The 14,167-nt window shown below is 65.2% G+C and carries 15 protein-coding genes; 9 read left to right on the top strand and 6 right to left on the bottom strand.

The features are described from left to right. The first annotated feature begins 1 nt into the window (after nucleotide 1). The 5 genes from ACIPHN_RS07070 (at nucleotide 2) to ACIPHN_RS07050 (ending at nucleotide 3,962) form a co-directional block, all read left to right on the top strand. Nucleotides 2-1,066 (top strand): SMP-30/gluconolactonase/LRE family protein, encoded by a 1,065-nt coding sequence (locus ACIPHN_RS07070; protein ID WP_400434629.1) that lies wholly within the window; start codon nucleotides 2-4, stop codon nucleotides 1,064-1,066. A gap of 10 nt (nucleotides 1,067-1,076) precedes the next feature. After that, nucleotides 1,077-2,003 carry a 3-keto-5-aminohexanoate cleavage protein gene (locus ACIPHN_RS07065; protein WP_400434627.1) on the top strand — a complete coding sequence of 309 codons (927 nt, stop codon included), beginning with the start codon at nucleotides 1,077-1,079 and terminating at the stop codon, nucleotides 2,001-2,003. Nucleotides 2,004-2,034: 31 nt separating this feature from the next. Further along, on the top strand, nucleotides 2,035-2,817 hold the full coding sequence (locus ACIPHN_RS07060) for a cyclase family protein (RefSeq protein WP_400434625.1): 783 nt from the start codon (nucleotides 2,035-2,037) through the stop codon (nucleotides 2,815-2,817). Continuing rightward, nucleotides 2,811-3,125, top strand: a complete 315-nt coding sequence (locus ACIPHN_RS07055) for a LysR family transcriptional regulator (RefSeq protein WP_400434623.1) — start codon at nucleotides 2,811-2,813, stop codon at nucleotides 3,123-3,125. Before ACIPHN_RS07060 ends, ACIPHN_RS07055 begins: the two co-directional genes overlap by 7 nt. 93 nt (nucleotides 3,126-3,218) lie before the next feature. Beyond that, nucleotides 3,219-3,962, top strand: coding sequence for a 2-keto-4-pentenoate hydratase (locus ACIPHN_RS07050; RefSeq protein ID WP_400434621.1), 744 nt, complete (start codon nucleotides 3,219-3,221; stop codon nucleotides 3,960-3,962). A 22-nt stretch (nucleotides 3,963-3,984) separates the two neighbouring features. On the opposite strand, the gene ACIPHN_RS07045 is transcribed toward ACIPHN_RS07050, so the two are convergent. From ACIPHN_RS07045 to bla, 4 genes are all read right to left on the bottom strand, one after another. Beyond that, complete coding sequence (locus ACIPHN_RS07045) at nucleotides 3,985-6,381, bottom strand: TonB-dependent siderophore receptor (protein WP_400434619.1); 2,397 nt, start codon at nucleotides 6,379-6,381, stop codon at nucleotides 3,985-3,987. 92 nt (nucleotides 6,382-6,473) lie between these two features. Then, the gene (locus ACIPHN_RS07040) at nucleotides 6,474-7,331 is read right to left on the bottom strand and encodes a FecR family protein (protein WP_400434617.1); all 858 of its coding nucleotides are present in this window, start codon (nucleotides 7,329-7,331) and stop codon (nucleotides 6,474-6,476) included. After that, nucleotides 7,331-7,822 (bottom strand): sigma-70 family RNA polymerase sigma factor, encoded by a 492-nt coding sequence (locus tag ACIPHN_RS07035; RefSeq protein ID WP_400434676.1) that lies wholly within the window; start codon nucleotides 7,820-7,822, stop codon nucleotides 7,331-7,333. The genes ACIPHN_RS07040 and ACIPHN_RS07035 overlap by 1 nt, the downstream gene beginning before the upstream one ends. 132 nt (nucleotides 7,823-7,954) lie before the next feature. Continuing rightward, nucleotides 7,955-8,860 carry a class A beta-lactamase gene (gene bla / locus ACIPHN_RS07030; RefSeq protein ID WP_400434615.1) on the bottom strand — a complete coding sequence of 302 codons (906 nt, stop codon included), beginning with the start codon at nucleotides 8,858-8,860 and terminating at the stop codon, nucleotides 7,955-7,957. Nucleotides 8,861-8,996: 136 nt separating this feature from the next. Here bla and ACIPHN_RS07025 point away from each other — a divergent pair, with 136 nt between their 5' ends. Then, a complete protein-coding gene (locus ACIPHN_RS07025) occupies nucleotides 8,997-9,878 on the top strand; it encodes a LysR family transcriptional regulator (protein ID WP_400434613.1) in 882 nt (293 codons plus the stop codon). A gap of 182 nt (nucleotides 9,879-10,060) precedes the next feature. Continuing rightward, a complete protein-coding gene (locus ACIPHN_RS07020) occupies nucleotides 10,061-10,210 on the top strand; it encodes a hypothetical protein (protein WP_400434611.1) in 150 nt (49 codons plus the stop codon). Nucleotides 10,211-10,375: 165 nt separating this feature from the next. Here the strand turns inward: ACIPHN_RS07020 and ACIPHN_RS07015 are convergent, their stop codons facing one another. Continuing rightward, nucleotides 10,376-10,789 carry a RidA family protein gene (locus ACIPHN_RS07015; protein WP_400434609.1) on the bottom strand — a complete coding sequence of 138 codons (414 nt, stop codon included), beginning with the start codon at nucleotides 10,787-10,789 and terminating at the stop codon, nucleotides 10,376-10,378. Nucleotides 10,790-10,833: 44 nt separating this feature from the next. Next, on the bottom strand, nucleotides 10,834-11,805 hold the full coding sequence (locus tag ACIPHN_RS07010) for an agmatinase (protein WP_400434607.1): 972 nt from the start codon (nucleotides 11,803-11,805) through the stop codon (nucleotides 10,834-10,836). 167 nt (nucleotides 11,806-11,972) lie between these two features. On the opposite strand from ACIPHN_RS07010, the gene ACIPHN_RS07005 reads away from it, so the two are divergent. After that, complete coding sequence (locus ACIPHN_RS07005) at nucleotides 11,973-12,863, top strand: LysR family transcriptional regulator (RefSeq protein WP_400434605.1); 891 nt, start codon at nucleotides 11,973-11,975, stop codon at nucleotides 12,861-12,863. 249 nt (nucleotides 12,864-13,112) lie between these two features. After that, entirely contained in the window at nucleotides 13,113-14,105 is a 993-nt protein-coding gene (locus ACIPHN_RS07000; RefSeq protein ID WP_400434603.1) for a MurR/RpiR family transcriptional regulator, read from the top strand. Nucleotides 14,106-14,167: the final 62 nt, after the last annotated feature.

Raw genomic sequence — 14,167 nt, 5'->3', positions numbered from 1 at the left:
CATGACACCGGACAATCCGCTGCGGCATTGGCGCGTGCAGCGTAACGACATCCATACGGTCGGACAGGACCTGCGACGTCCGGAGTGCATCCTGGCCGAGCCCGATGGGTCCCTGTGGAGTGCCGATGCCCGGGGTGGCGTCTGCCACCTTGGCGCCAGCGGCGAGCAACGTCTGGTGGTGCAGCAGCCCAACACCCATTTCGATGCATCGGCTGGTGACGACCATGCCCGCTTCATGCAGGGCACCTTACCCAACGGCCTGGCTTTCGATGGAGAGGGGAATTTTCTCATCGCCAACTTCGGCACGGATGCGCTCGAACGGATGGATCGTAGCGGTAGATCCACTGTACTGCTGGACCGTATCGATGGCCTGCCCATCGGCAAGGTCAACTTCGTCTTGCGGGATTCGCGCAACAGGATCTGGCTGACGGTATCGACGCGCTGCAATCCCTGGGTGGCGGCGATGCGTCCGGGCCTGGCCGACGGCTATATCGTCTTGATCGATCAGGGGTGCCCGCGCATCGTCGCCGACGGTTTTGCTTTCACCAACGAGATCCGCCTGGATGCCCGCGAAGAATGGCTCTACATTGCCGAGACCACCGGCAAGCGCATCAGCCGCATGCGGGTCGGGCCGGATGGCAGCCTGAGTGCGCGCGAGATCCATGGTCCGGCCAGTCTGGGAGCGGGATTCCCCGATGGTATCGCCTTCGACGCCTATGGAAACCTGTGGGTGGCCATGATCATGTCAGAGCGCCTGCTGGCGATCACCCCGCAAGGCGACGTCCTCACGCTGCTCGACGATGGCAATCCCGCTGCCATTGCCGAGCTGGAACACCATTTCGCGCAGTCGACCCTGACCACCGAGATCATGGCGCGCGCCCGCGGCAGCATTGCCCCCTGGCTGGCCAGCATCACCTTCGGTGGCGCCGACCTGTCCACGGTCTACCTCGGCAGCCTCATGGGCAGCAGCATTGCCTGTTTCAGGTCGCCGGTAGCCGGTTTGCCGATGGCGCACTGGCAGCCTGTGCAACAGGCTGCTCCCGTATTGTCTTCCCCCCTGTCCTGAGAGAACCCGCATGAAGAACCCAGTCATCATCACGTGTGCCGTGACCGGCGCCATCCACACGCCGACCATGTCACCGCATCTGCCCATCACCGGCGAACAGATCGAGAACGCCGCCGTCGAGGCCGTTGCGGCGGGCGCGGCCATCGTACACTTGCATGCGCGCAACCCGGCCGATGGCCGGCCCTCGCAGGATCCGGAACTGTTCCGGGCCTTCGTCGGCAACATCCGCCGCCGCTGTGACGGCATCATCAACCTGACCACGGGCGGCTCGCCGGCAATGACCGTGGCCGAACGCCTGCAACCGGCATTGCAGCTGCAACCCGAACTGGCGTCGCTGAACATGGGGTCGATGAATTTCGGCATGTATCCGCTGCTGGGGCGTTACCGGGAATTCCAGCATCCCTGGGAGGCCGCCTATCTTGAGGGGACGCGTGACGTGGTGTTCAAGAACACCTTCCAGGATATCGAGACCATCCTCAAGCGCTGCGGCGAGCACGGTACGCGCTTCGAGTTCGAGTGCTACGACACCGCCCACCTGTACAACCTGGCGCACTTCGTCGACCGGGGCCTGGTCAAGGGGCCGCTGTTCATCCAGACGGTCTTTGGCATCCTCGGTGGTATCGGTGTGCATGCCGACGATATCGCGCACATGAAGCGTACCGCCGATCGTCTTTTCGGCGACCAGTTTGTGTGGTCGGTGCTGGGGGCCGGACGCGCGCAGATGCCCATTGCCGCCACCGCCGCCGCCCAGGGTGGCAACGTGCGCGTGGGTCTGGAGGATTCGTTGTGGGATGGCCCGGGCAACCTGGCCAGAACCAACGCCCAGCAAGTCAGCCGGGTGCGCGCCATTCTCGAGAACATGTCGCTGGAGATCGCCACGCCCGCCCAGGCGCGCGCGATGCTCGCCCTCAAGGGCGGCGACAAGGTCAATTTCTGAATCACCGATTGCCACCCGACAGGAGCTGCCCATGGCACGCCAATTCATCGATATTTCCATCTACCTCGAAAATGACGTGGTGTCCGATCCTCCGGTCTATCGACCCAGGATCGAGTACGTCAACCACCACACCTCGGCCGACGAGATGCTGGCCTTCTTCCCCGGCCTGCAAAAGGACGACCTGCCGGATGGCCAGGCATGGGCCATCGAGCGCATCAACCTGATCACGCACAACGGCACGCACCTGGATGCGCCTTACCATTTCCACTCGACCATGGACCACGGCCAGCGCGCCATCACCATCGACGAGGTGCCGCTGGAGTGGTGCATGCAGCCGGGTGTGAAACTCGATTTTCGTCATTTCGCCGATGGCTACGTCGTCACGGCGGCTGATGTCGAGGCCGAGTTGCAGCGCATCGGCCATACCCTCAAGCCGCTGGAAATCGTGGTCGTGAACACGGCCGCAGGCCAGCGCTATGGCCAGGACAACTATGTCAGCGCCGGCTGCGGCATGGGTTACGAAGCGACCATGTACCTGCTCGAACGCGGCGTGAAGCTGACCGGGACTGACGCCTGGAGCTGGGATGCGCCCTTCGTGCATACCGCCGAGAAATACCGCCAGACGCAGGATGCCAGCCTGATCTGGGAAGGACACAAGGCTGGCCGTGACATCGGCTATTGCCATCTGGAAAAGCTGCACAACCTGGAGGCCTTGCCTGCCAGCGGTTTCACGGTCTGCTGCTTCCCCTTCAAGATCCGTGGTGCCTCGGCTGGCTGGACCCGGGCAGTGGCCATCATCGATGCGCCATGCTGAGTCCTGCCACCACAGCGTCCAGGAAGACGGGGGCGGCTGACCGCATCATGCTCCTGCAGACTTTCCTGAGGATCGTGGAGTCTGGCGGGATGTCCGCGGCGGCTGTGGCGCTGGGTGTGACCCAGCCGACGGTGAGTCGACGACTGCGGCAACTGGAGGACTACTTCGGTACGCCGCTGCTGGAACGCTCACCGCCGCCGTTGTGCCTGACCGAAGAGGGCCAGGAGTGCTATCGGTATGCCGCGACGTTCTTGCCGCAATGGGAAGCTGCGTTTTCAGGCAAGGTCGCGACGCCGGAGCGGCGCTGACGGGATGGCATGGAGAGCCGGGCTGGATGTGCGAGCGAGCGACTCCCAGTACAATGCGCGCTGCATTGACTTACCGCCCTGGAGACCCTCAGCATGCATATCGACGCCGCCACCCAACTTCTGCTCGACGCCCGCCTTAGCCGCGTGGCGCTGGACTGGCGCCGGCTGGCGGTGGGCGATGCCGCGACCGCCTATGCGGTGCAGGACGCCCAGTTGCACCGGCTGGGGCCGGTCGGCGGCTGGAAGGTCGGCAGCAAGGGCGACGGTTCCACGCCCGCCTGTGCGCCGTTGCCGCTGGCCGGCATCCTGCCCTCCGGCGTGCAACTGACCGGGCCGCAGTGGCGCATGCGCGGCCTGGAAGTGGAACTGGCCCTGCGTGTGGGACGCGACTACGACCCCGGCGATCGCCTGCCCGATGAAGTGGAATTGCGCAGCGTCTTCGACGCCATCCTGCCCGCCATCGAAGTGGTGGAGACCCGCCTGGGCCAGCAACCCTGTGGCAATCCCTGGGCCGCCATGGCCGACCTGTTGTGCCATGGCGCGCTGGTGACCGGCCAGCCCCAAGCCTTGCCGGACACACTGGCGCTGGCGACGACCGTTGCCAGCCTGCATATCGACGGCCAGCAAAAAGCCCATACCACCGGCGGCAATCCCGCCGATCTGTGGCCCATGCTGGCCTGGCTGGCACGGCACTGCTCCCTGCGCGGCCAGCCCTGGCGCGCTGGCCAGATCATCACCACCGGCTCCTGTACCGGCCTTGAACATGCGCGTGCCGGCCTGCTGGTGGAGGCCGCGCTGGCGCAGGTGGGGCCGGTCTCGCTGAGCTTCGCCAACTGAACCTCGCCCCGCGCTTGCTTGCTTACCAGCGATAACGCGCCGTCGCCAGCACGGTGCGGCCGTTGCCATAGATGCAGCGGGTCGCGTCGTAGCAGCCGGAAATATATTCCTTGTCGAACAGGTTGCTGGCCGTCAGCGACAGGCGCCATTGCGGCAGGTCGTAGTGCAGCGCGGCGTCGACCAGGGTATAGCCCGGCACGTTCAGTGAGTTGTCTGCACTGCCCGGGGCATTGCCCACGTAACGCACGCCCGCGCCCATCCCCAGCCCATTGAGCTGGCCGCCGCGCAGGGTGTAGTCCAGCCACAGCGAGGCCAGATGGCGCGGACGGGGGATGTCGACTGGCGTCTTGTCCAGCGAGCTGGCGTCGTTGGACTGGGTGTTCTTGACGTCGGTGTAGCTGTAGCTGGCCACGGCCTTGAGGCTGCGGCTCAGTTCCAGCGCGGCTTCCAGTTCCACGCCACGCGAGCGCACTTCGCCGGTCTGCACGTAGTGGGTACCGAGCGGGTCGCTCAGGTCGGTGGTGGTGACGTTCTTCTGGCGGATCTCGAACAGCGCAGCCGTGATGGCGGTCTTCTCGTCCGGCTGGTACTTCACGCCGGCTTCCACCTGGCGCCCGCGCGTGGGCTTGAAGGCATTGCCGAAGCGGTCGGTGCCCAGCTCCGGCATGAACGAGGTCGAATAGCTCACGAACGGCGCCCAGCCGCCTCCGGCCAGGTAGACCGCGCCGATGCGGCCGGTGGTGGCACTGTCCTTCTGCGTGGTGGAGGTGCTGGCGATGAGGTCTTCGTTGGTGGTCTTGGCCCAGTCGCGGCGCAGGCTGCCGGTCAGCACCCAGCGCTGGCCCAGCTTGACCTGGTCTTGCACGTACAGGCCGACCTGCTCCTGGAGGGAGATCGTGTCTTCCGGTGTGACATTGTCGAAGATGGACCAGTCGAAGGCGGTATAGACCGGGTGATACAGGTTCAGGCTGGAGGTGAGCGCATAGGCTTCCCAGTTGTGGCGGCGCTGGCGCTGGATGTCCAGGCCGGCCAGCACGGTCTGTTCGATGGCGCCGTTCCTGAACTGCGCCTGCACCTGGTTATCCACCGAGAGCCGCCCATAGTCGGGTTTGGCGATGCCGGCGTAGCGGGTCATGCTGCTCTGGCTGCTGTCGCTGTCATCCAGTCCCACGCCATAGGTCATGTAATCCTTCAGGTTCAGGTGGCTGTAGCGCAGGTTCTGGCGCACTGTCCAGGTGTCGTCGAAGCGATGTTCGAACAGGTAGCTCAGCGACCATTGTTCCTTCTCATAGCGGTCGAAGTCGGGCGAACCGGTAAACAGCGAGCTGGAGAGCTGCCCGTTCGGATTGGGCAGGATGGTGCCCGAGGCCGGCAGGAAGTTGTCCGAGGAATTGGTGCGGTCGCGCAGGTAGGTGGCCTGCAGCGTCAGCGAGGTGTCGCGCGAGAGCTTCATCATCAGTGACGGCGCCAGCAACAGGCGCTGGTCCTTGAAGGGGCCGAAGGGCAGGTTGCTGTCGCGCACCAGGCCGGTGAAGCGATACAGCAACTTGCCATCCTCGTCGATGGCGCCGCCGAAATCACCCGCCAGCTGGCGCCGCGCATTGTTGCCGAACTGGACTTCGATCTCGTGCAGCGGCGTGGCCGTGGGCAGCTTGGAGACCATGTTGACGGTGCCACCCGGCTGGCCTTGCCCATACAGCACCGAGGCCGGTCCGCGCAGCACTTCGATGCGCTCCAGCTGGTAGGGATCGACGCGCCAGCTGGCCAGGTTGATGGTAGTGGGCAGCGCCAGGCCGTCGAGGTAGACGTTGGGATCGAAGCCGCGCACCACCGTGTACCAGTCCGAGCGGGTGCCAGCGCCATAGCTGGAAATGCCGGCACTGTAGCGCAGGGCCTCGTTGATGCTCTGGGCACCCTGGGCCTCGTAGCGCTCGCGCGGGATGATGCTGATCGATTGCGGCGTCTCCAGCAGCGGTGTGTCGGTCTTGGTGGCGCTGGCGGTGCGGGTGGCGACATAGCCATTGACCGGACCGTAGGCGCTCTCGGCGGTGTCGGCCGTGACGGTCACGGTGGGCAGGGCGTTGTCGCTGCGTGTCGCATCCGCGGGTTGCACGGTATAGGTCTTGTCCCCCTGTTCGCGTACCACCAGGCCGCTGCCGGCCAGCAGCTTGTCCAGTGCTTCGCGTGCGGTATAGCTACCCTTGAGGGCGGCGCTCATGCGCGCCCGCGTGGCCTCGCTGGCGAACAGGATCTGGATGCCGCTCTGGCGCGCCAGCGTGGTGAGTGCCTTGTCCAGCGGTTCGGCCGGAATATCGAGCGCGAGCTTGCCGCTCTGTGCATAGGCGCTGGTGGCCAGCAGCACGGCGGCGGCCAGGGCATTGAGGCGGAGCAGGGACGAACGACGGGTGGAACGTGACACGAAATCCTCCTTGTAATGGGTCTCAAGGAAGATGCCGAACGGGCAGGGCGCTTACCCAACCTCGCCGACGAAATATTTTTTCGGGCGGTCGACTATTTCTTCGCTGCCAGCTTGCGGACTTCGATCTCGTCCTGCGCATTGCGTCCCAGCGTGACCGGCAGGATGCCCGGCAGCAGTTCCAGCAGGGCATCGGCGCGGTCGGTATCGAATACACCGGAGAGCTGCAGCGCGCCCACCTGGGGATCGGGCAGGGCAATGCGGGCCCGCGTGTAGCGTTGCAACTCCTGCAGGGCCTGCCGCAGCGGCGTGTGGTCGAAGACCAGGCGGCCATCCTTCCAGGCCATGCTGCTGGCGGCATCGACCTGCGTCACCGGCGTCAGGCCCGCCGCGGCGGAGGCGATCTGCTGGTCGGCCACCAGATAGGCGGGGGGCGCGGCGACTGCCAGGTTATCCACCCGCACCTTGCCTCGCAGCACGGTCACGCGCACCGATTCCGGCTGGCGCCATACCTCGAAGAGGGTGCCTACGACGCTCACGCGGGTGTTACCCGCCTCCACGCTGAAGGGGCGCCAGGTCGCATGGCTGACATCGAAGAGGGCCTGGCCACGTTCCAAGGTCACGCGGCGCGAACGCAGGTGCCAGGACACATCCAGGGCGCTGTCGGTATTGAGGGTGATGGTGCTGCCATCGGCCAGGGTGGCGGTATTGCGCTGGCCGATCTGGCTCACCAGGCGTTCGCTGCGATAGGCCGGGTCCAGCCACAGCAGCGTACCCGATACCAGCACCAGCAATGCAGTGGCCATGGCCAGCCGGCGTGGGCGCTGCGACCGGCTGACCTGGGTCGCCGGCAGCGGAAAGCGCGCGCGCAGCGCCTGGCTGTGCTGCGCCAGCAAGCGGTCGGCATGGGCAGCGTGGGCGGGATCGTGGGCGTGGTCGTGCTCTGGATGCATCAGCGTGGGTCCGGGGACGGCAATCTGGCGCGGCAGGCGGCCATGCCCGCCTTGAGGTGCTTCTCCACCATCTGCCGCGAAATGTTCAGGCGCTGCGCGACTTCGGCCTGCGGGATCTGGTGGATCTTGTGCATGACGAACACCTCGCGGCAGCGTGGAGGCAGATTCTCGATAACATCGATGAGTACGTCAAGCTCTTGCCGGGCGCTGAGGCGGTCTTCCTCGGTGGGATGGTGGCTGCCCGGCTCGGGCAGCTCGGCCATGCTCTCGACATGGGCACGCCGGCCGGCCTCGACCCGGTAGCGATCGATGGCCAGGTGGGTGGAGACCCGGCGCAGGAAGGCCAGCGGGGTGTGCACTGCCGTCCTGGGGGCTTGTTCCAGTACATGGACGCACACATCCTGCATCACGTCGCGCGCAAAGCTGCGGTCGCCGAAACGGCGACGCAGGTGGTCGACCAGCTCATCGTAGTGATGAAGCAGGGCCGACATCAGCGAAGGCGAAGAAGAGTCGCGTGAAGAGTCGCGTGACAAGAGGGGTGCCAGGCAGCGTTGGAAAACGCGGATTATAAATGATAATCATTATTAATCAATCCTGCCTGGCGGGCTGCCCGGGGGGAGCGATCAGGACAGGCCGAGATCCTGTGCGATCACGCGTCCGATGGCGGCGTGCACCGCATCGCGGCGTGCATCGTCGGCCTGGTTCTCGGTGAGATAGACGGCAAACAGCAGCGGCGTGCCTTGCGCGGTCCAGATCACGCCGATGTCGTTGCTGGTCCCCAGGCGCCCGGTGCCGGTCTTGTCGCCCACCTTCCAATCGCCGGGCAGGCCGGCGCGCACGCGCTTGTCGCCGGTCTGGTTGGCGCGCAGCCATTGCGTAATCTGGTCGCGCGAGGCGGGCTTGAGCGCATTGCCCAATACGACCGTGCGCAGGTTAGCCGTCATCGCCGCGGGCGTGGTGGTGTCGCGCGGGTCACCCGGCACGGCTTCGTTGAGGGTGGGCTCGTTGCGGTCCAGGCGGGTCTTGTCGTCGCCCAGTGTGCGGATGAAGGCGGTCAGGCCGGCCGGTCCGCCCATGCTGGCCAGCATCAGATTGGCGGCGGTATTGTCGGAGAGCGTCATGGCCGCTTCGCACACCTGCGCCATCGACAGGCCCTGGCCACCGACATGCTTGCCGGTCGTGGGGGAGTAGGGCACCAGGTCGTGCTTGCCGTAGACGAGGCGACGCTCCAGCTGCTCCCGGCCCAGGTCGACGCGGTGCAAGACTGCCGTGGCCGCCAGGAACTTGAAGGTGCTGCACATGGGGAAGCGCTCGTCGGCGCGATAGCCCCAGTAGCGACCGCTGGCGGTATCGACCAGCGAGACGCCCAGGCGACCGCCGACGGAGGATTCCAGCGCCGCCATCTTGTCGTTGAAGGGGCTGGAGGCCACAGTTTTACTTGCCTTGCTGCCATCGGCAGCCCAGCTCTTGCTGATCATTGCGGTAGCCGCCAGGGCGGCCAGGCTCAGGAAATTTCGTCGTCCGGGCATGTTTTCTCCTCTGTTGTCGCGCTTGGGGTCGTCGCCAAGCGAATGGAACAGGGCAGATGATAGGCAGTGGCGGCCGCGCTCGCAATTCACGATAATTGGGACTAGTCCCAAGAAAATCTGATGCCTGGAGTCCTGCATGTATCTGCCCCTCAATGCCTTGCGCGCCTTTGAAGTCTCTGCCCGCCATCTCTCCTTCACGCGTGCGGCCGAAGAGTTGAGCGTGACCCAGACCGCCGTCAGCATGCAGGTCAAGAACCTGGAGCAGCGCCTGGGCGTGGCCTTGTTCCGCCGCCTGCCGCGCGGACTGGCGCTGACCGACGAGGGGCTGGCGCTGCTGCCGGTGGTGGCGCAATCCTTCGGCCGCATTGCCGACGTGCTGGGCCAGTTCGAGCATGGTCGCCGGCGCGAGGTGCTTACCGTGGGTGTGGTCGGCACCTTCGCGGTGGGCTGGCTGATGTCGCGCCTGCGCGAATTCCAACACGATCATCCCTTCATCGATCTGCGTCTGCTGACCAACAACAACCGCGTCGACCTGGCCGGCGAGGGGCTGGATTTTGCGATCCGGTTTGGCGATGGTGCATGGCACGGCACCGAGGCTGAACGTTTGTTCGCCGCCCCCCTGGCACCGATGTGCGCGCCGGAGATCGCCGGGCGCCTGCATCATCCCGCCGACCTGGCCGGCGAGACCCTGCTGCGCTCCTACCGCGCCAGCGAATGGGGCCAGTGGTTCGCCGCCGTCGGCCTGCCTTGTCCGCCCCTGCGGGGCTTCGTGTTCGACTCCTCGCTGGCCATGGCCGAAGCGGCTGCGCAACAGGCCGGGGTGGCCCTGTTGCCGGTGCTGATGTTCGAGCGGGAACTGCGCGATGGGCGCCTGGCCTGCCCCTTCGAGAGCGATATCGAGACCGGGGCCTACTGGCTCACCCGGCTCAAGTCCAGGCAGCAGACGCCGGCCATGGCGACTTTCCGCCGCTGGTTGCTAGCCCAAGCCCAAGCCCAAGCCCAGGCCGATGGCGTGTAGGCGTTGCTACCCCTGATGACGGCATGCAACAGGCGTGACGGTGTCAGAAAATCCCTGATGGACGAATGGCGCTTCCGCACATAGAATAAATGTTATAAACAATTTTAACGGAGCGTGCCGCACTGTCACGGACTTAGCCGGCACATGTTGTGAACCCAATCCCGTTCCCAAGGGGGTATGTCATGAACTACCTTGCCAAGCTCTATCGCAAGCTGGTCGCTTATCTCAACGACTCCAGCGACCTCACCACCGGCTCGCATCGCGGCGCGCCGCCGTGTTGCAGCCTGTACTCCGGCCTGTCGACGATGTCGCAGGACAACTCCCACGACTGATCCTCTCCGGAGTGGCCGCCATCGGCCGCCACCTTGTCCCCTTGCGCCCAGGCGCAAAAAAAGGCCGCATCCGAGGATGCGGCCCAAGTACTGCTACTTACCAGAGACGTAAAAACAGGGTGGGGTCGACCGTACAGCGCGTCGATGCGCTGCCGCTCGCCGGTATCAATCGGGAATGACGGCCGTGGCATCGACCTCGACCAGGTACTCGGGACGGGCGAAGGCGGTCACCACGATCCCCGTGGAGACCGGATAGACGCCCTTAAGCCACTTGCCCACCACCCGGTAGACATCCTCGCGAAAGCGCGGGTCCGAGATGTAGATGGTGAGCTTGCAGATATGCTCCAGCTGGCTGCCGGCTTCCTTGAGGAGCATGTCGATGTTCTTCATGGCCTGCTCGGTCTGGCCTTTGACGTCACCGATGCAGACGCTCTCCGAGGTATCGAGGTCCTGGCCGATCTGGCCGCGCAGGAAGACCATGGTGCCGCGTGCCACCACGGCCTGGCAGAGGTCGTTGTCGATCTGTTGTTCGGGATAGGTCTCGCGGGTATTGAACTTGCGGATGCGGGTATGTGCCATGGCGGTTCCGATGCGTGGTTGGAGGAGTCGGGCGAAGGGGAGGCTTACTTCTTGTCGAAATAACCGGCGCGGATGCTGGCGCCGATCAGGTTGACGATCAGGCGGCCGGCGGTGACGCAACTGATCTTGCTGGCGTTGTCCTTGGCCGGCTGGATCTCGACGATATCCATGCCCACCACACGGCCCTTGTTGACCAGGCCGTGGATCAGCTTGCGGGCCTGCAGGAATGTCACGCCGCCCGGCGCCGGCCCATCGACGGCGGGCATGATGGCGCAATCCAGGCCATCGGCATCGATGGTCAGGTAGTAGTTGCCGCCATCGGGGATGCGTGCCAGTACGGCCTCCATGCCGATGTCATGCAATTCGTAGGCGCTGATGAGATCGGCGCCCCATTCGCGCGCGGCACGGTAGTCGGCCGGACGGCCACTGCCCTGGGCACGCAGGCCGATCTGCACGATGTGCTTGACGTAGGGCAGTTCGGAGGCGCGCCGGATCACGCTGGAGAGACCATCGCGCACGCCGTTGACCTCGTCGCGCCAGTCCAGATGGGCGTCGATGTGTACCAGGGTGATGGGGCCGACTTCGTCGAAGCCGCGCAAGACCGGATTGGTGATGCCATGGTCGCCGCCCAGCACGATGGGCAGGCCGCCGCCGCGCAGGATCTGGCGCACGGCCAGTTCGGCGCGGCGCTTGTGGTCCTCGGGATCGGCCAGGCCGGGCAGGACATCGCCGCAATCGACGAAGCGGATATCATCGCGCTCCTGCAGCAATGGACCATCGATATCGAAGTCGTAGTGCGAGGGATGGCGCACCATGCGATCGGTCAGCTCGCGCAGCGCCTGCGGTGCATTGGTCTGGTCGTTGCTGTACTGGCGCGGACCGTAGGCTGCGCCGAAGGGAACACCCAGCACGGCGATGTCGGACTGCAGCTGGCTCTGTTCGGTGAACTCGCTCACCAGTTCCGAATACAGCAGGGTCTTGTGGCCGCTGCGCGGCGGGACGGTCAAGTTAGGCATGGCAGGCAATCCAGGTAGGGTGGTCCGGGCGAGGACGGCGATGTCGTCGCGGCATGGATGCACTCTAGTGAGGGCCAGCGGTCATGGAAAATGATTCTTTTGGGGGTATAGTTCCATTTTTTGAGACCTTGTCACTGCGACCTGGTACCGGGCCGAAAGTACATCCCATGATCAAGCTGGATTTCGACGAGCGCGACCTGCGCTCACTGCGTGTGTTCTGCAACGTCGCCGAGGCGGGCGGGTTTGCTGCTGCCGAGCGGCTGTTGCTGATGTCCAAGGCCTCCATCAGCCGTCATGTGCGCGAGGTCGAGCAGCGCCTGGGCGTGCGTCTGTGCGAGCGCGGCCCGGCCGGTTTCCGCCTGACGCCCGAGGGCGAGGTAGCACTGACCCTGGCCAGTGCCGCGCTGCGTTCGCTGGAACGCATCCGTCCCGAGATCGATGCCGTGCATGGCGTGCTCTCCGGTCCCCTGGCCCTGGGCGTGGTGGAGCATGCGCTGGGGCATCCCGATTGCAAGTTGCCGCAAGCCATCGCCATGCTGCGGCGACGCGCGCCGCAGGTGCAGCCGCGCATCGAGGTGATGACCTTTCCCGAACTCAACCAGGCACTGCGTGAACAGCGGGTCGATATCGCCATCCGGGGGCGCTATCCGGGTGATGACGAATTCGATTACCTGCCCCTGTTCGTGGAGAGCCATCGCATCTACGGCGCCATCCGCAAGGAGCCCGGTGAGGCCGGAAAAGGCAGGCCGGCACTGGTCTACCGGCCACACCCCTATGTCGAGCAGGTGCTGGCGGCCGGCGACTACCCGCGTGGCCCCGAAGCCGGTGGACTGGAGGCGATCGCCTTGCTGGTGGCCACGGGCGACTATGTGGGCCTGTTGCCGACCCACTATGCGCAACTGATCGGCAAGCGCTACGCCCTGCGTGCAAGACGTGGCAGCCCCAGCTTCGCGCACACCATCTGCGCGGTGACCGATCTGCATCGGCCTTCCACCCATCGCGCCGATCTCTTCCTTTCCATCTTGCGGGAATTCCATACCCGGTCCACCGGCAACTGATGCACCGGTCCCACGGCCAAAATGGGGCGTGGCGACCCAGTCCGGGGCAAGACCGTTGTCATGCATCGCCTGCCGGGCTCTCCTCCTTGCCTGGCGGCTGAAACACGGCTTTGCCATTTTTGTTTCGTTTGGATCGTGCCTCTGCATCGTTCATGAACGGGCATGAGGGGGCAGGGTGCGTGTCTGCCTGCTGCGGCAGGCAGTACGGAAATGATTCATTTGAATCGTTTGCCCAGTCGATTGGCACACATGTTGCTGAAGACAGGGTGTCATCCCGCCACCGAGGCCATCGTGCAAGCACCAAGCCAGCCCCAGTTGACCGCCCTGATCAAGCAGCGTTTCGATCATCTGCCGCGCCAGGTGCGTCAGGTGGCGGCCTTCGTGCTGGATCATCCGCATGAGGTGGCGGTGCTGTCCATGCGCGAGCAGGCCAGGCTGGCCGAGGTGCCGCCGTCCACCATGACGCGCTTTGCCAAGGCCCTGGACCTGGAGGGCTACGACGCCGTGCGCGATGTGTTCAAGGCCAGCCTGCGCGCACGTGGCAACGAATTCGGTTCACGCGCGCAGGGGCTGGTGGAGTTGCACCAGCGCATCGGCGAAGCCGCGCTGGCCGCCGACATGGTGCACAAGGCCCAGTCCCAGGTCGCTTCGCTGGCCGATGGCGAGGCCATGGCCGCCATCGTGCGCGCGTCCAGGCTGCTGTCCTCGGCGCGCGAGATCTATTGCCTGGGCTTGCGCGGTTCCTTCCCGGTGGCCTTCCAGTTCGCGCATGTGTGCGAGTTCTTTGCGCGCAATGTCACGCTGGTCGATGGCGCCGGCGAGAGCGGCATCATGAAGATCATGCACCAGCCGTCCTCGCGCGATGTTGCCCTGATCTGCAGCATGGCGCCGCATTCGCGCCGCGCCATGGCCATCGCCACGCACCTGGAGCGGGCCGGCGTGAAGCTGGTGGTCATCACCGACAGTGCCAGCTCGCCCATGGCGCGTATCGCCACCGAGGCCATCGTGGTGCCCAGCAAGGGCCCGTCCTTCTTCGACACGCTCTTGCCGGCCTTCCTGGTGGCCGAAATCCTGGCCGCATTGATGGCGGCCACCGCCAGGATCGACATCAAGTCACAGATCGCCGATACCGAGAAAAAACTCTGGGGTGTGGGGGAGTGGTGGGGCACGCAGGCCGATGAAGCCGTGGCCCTGGAACCCCGCGCCCGCAGCCGCAAGAGCAGCACAGACAAGGGTCGCTGACGACAGCAGTACCCACAGCAGAACTTACCGGAGCGGCGCATGCGCGAGACATGCGACCGATA

Origin of the sequence: Herbaspirillum sp. NPDC087042 (genome assembly GCF_044745245.1) — a bacterium.
GTDB lineage: Bacteria > Pseudomonadota > Gammaproteobacteria > Burkholderiales > Burkholderiaceae_D > Herbaspirillum.
Note: the sequence above shows the minus strand (reverse complement) of the source record. Positions and strands in the feature narration are given on the sequence as shown.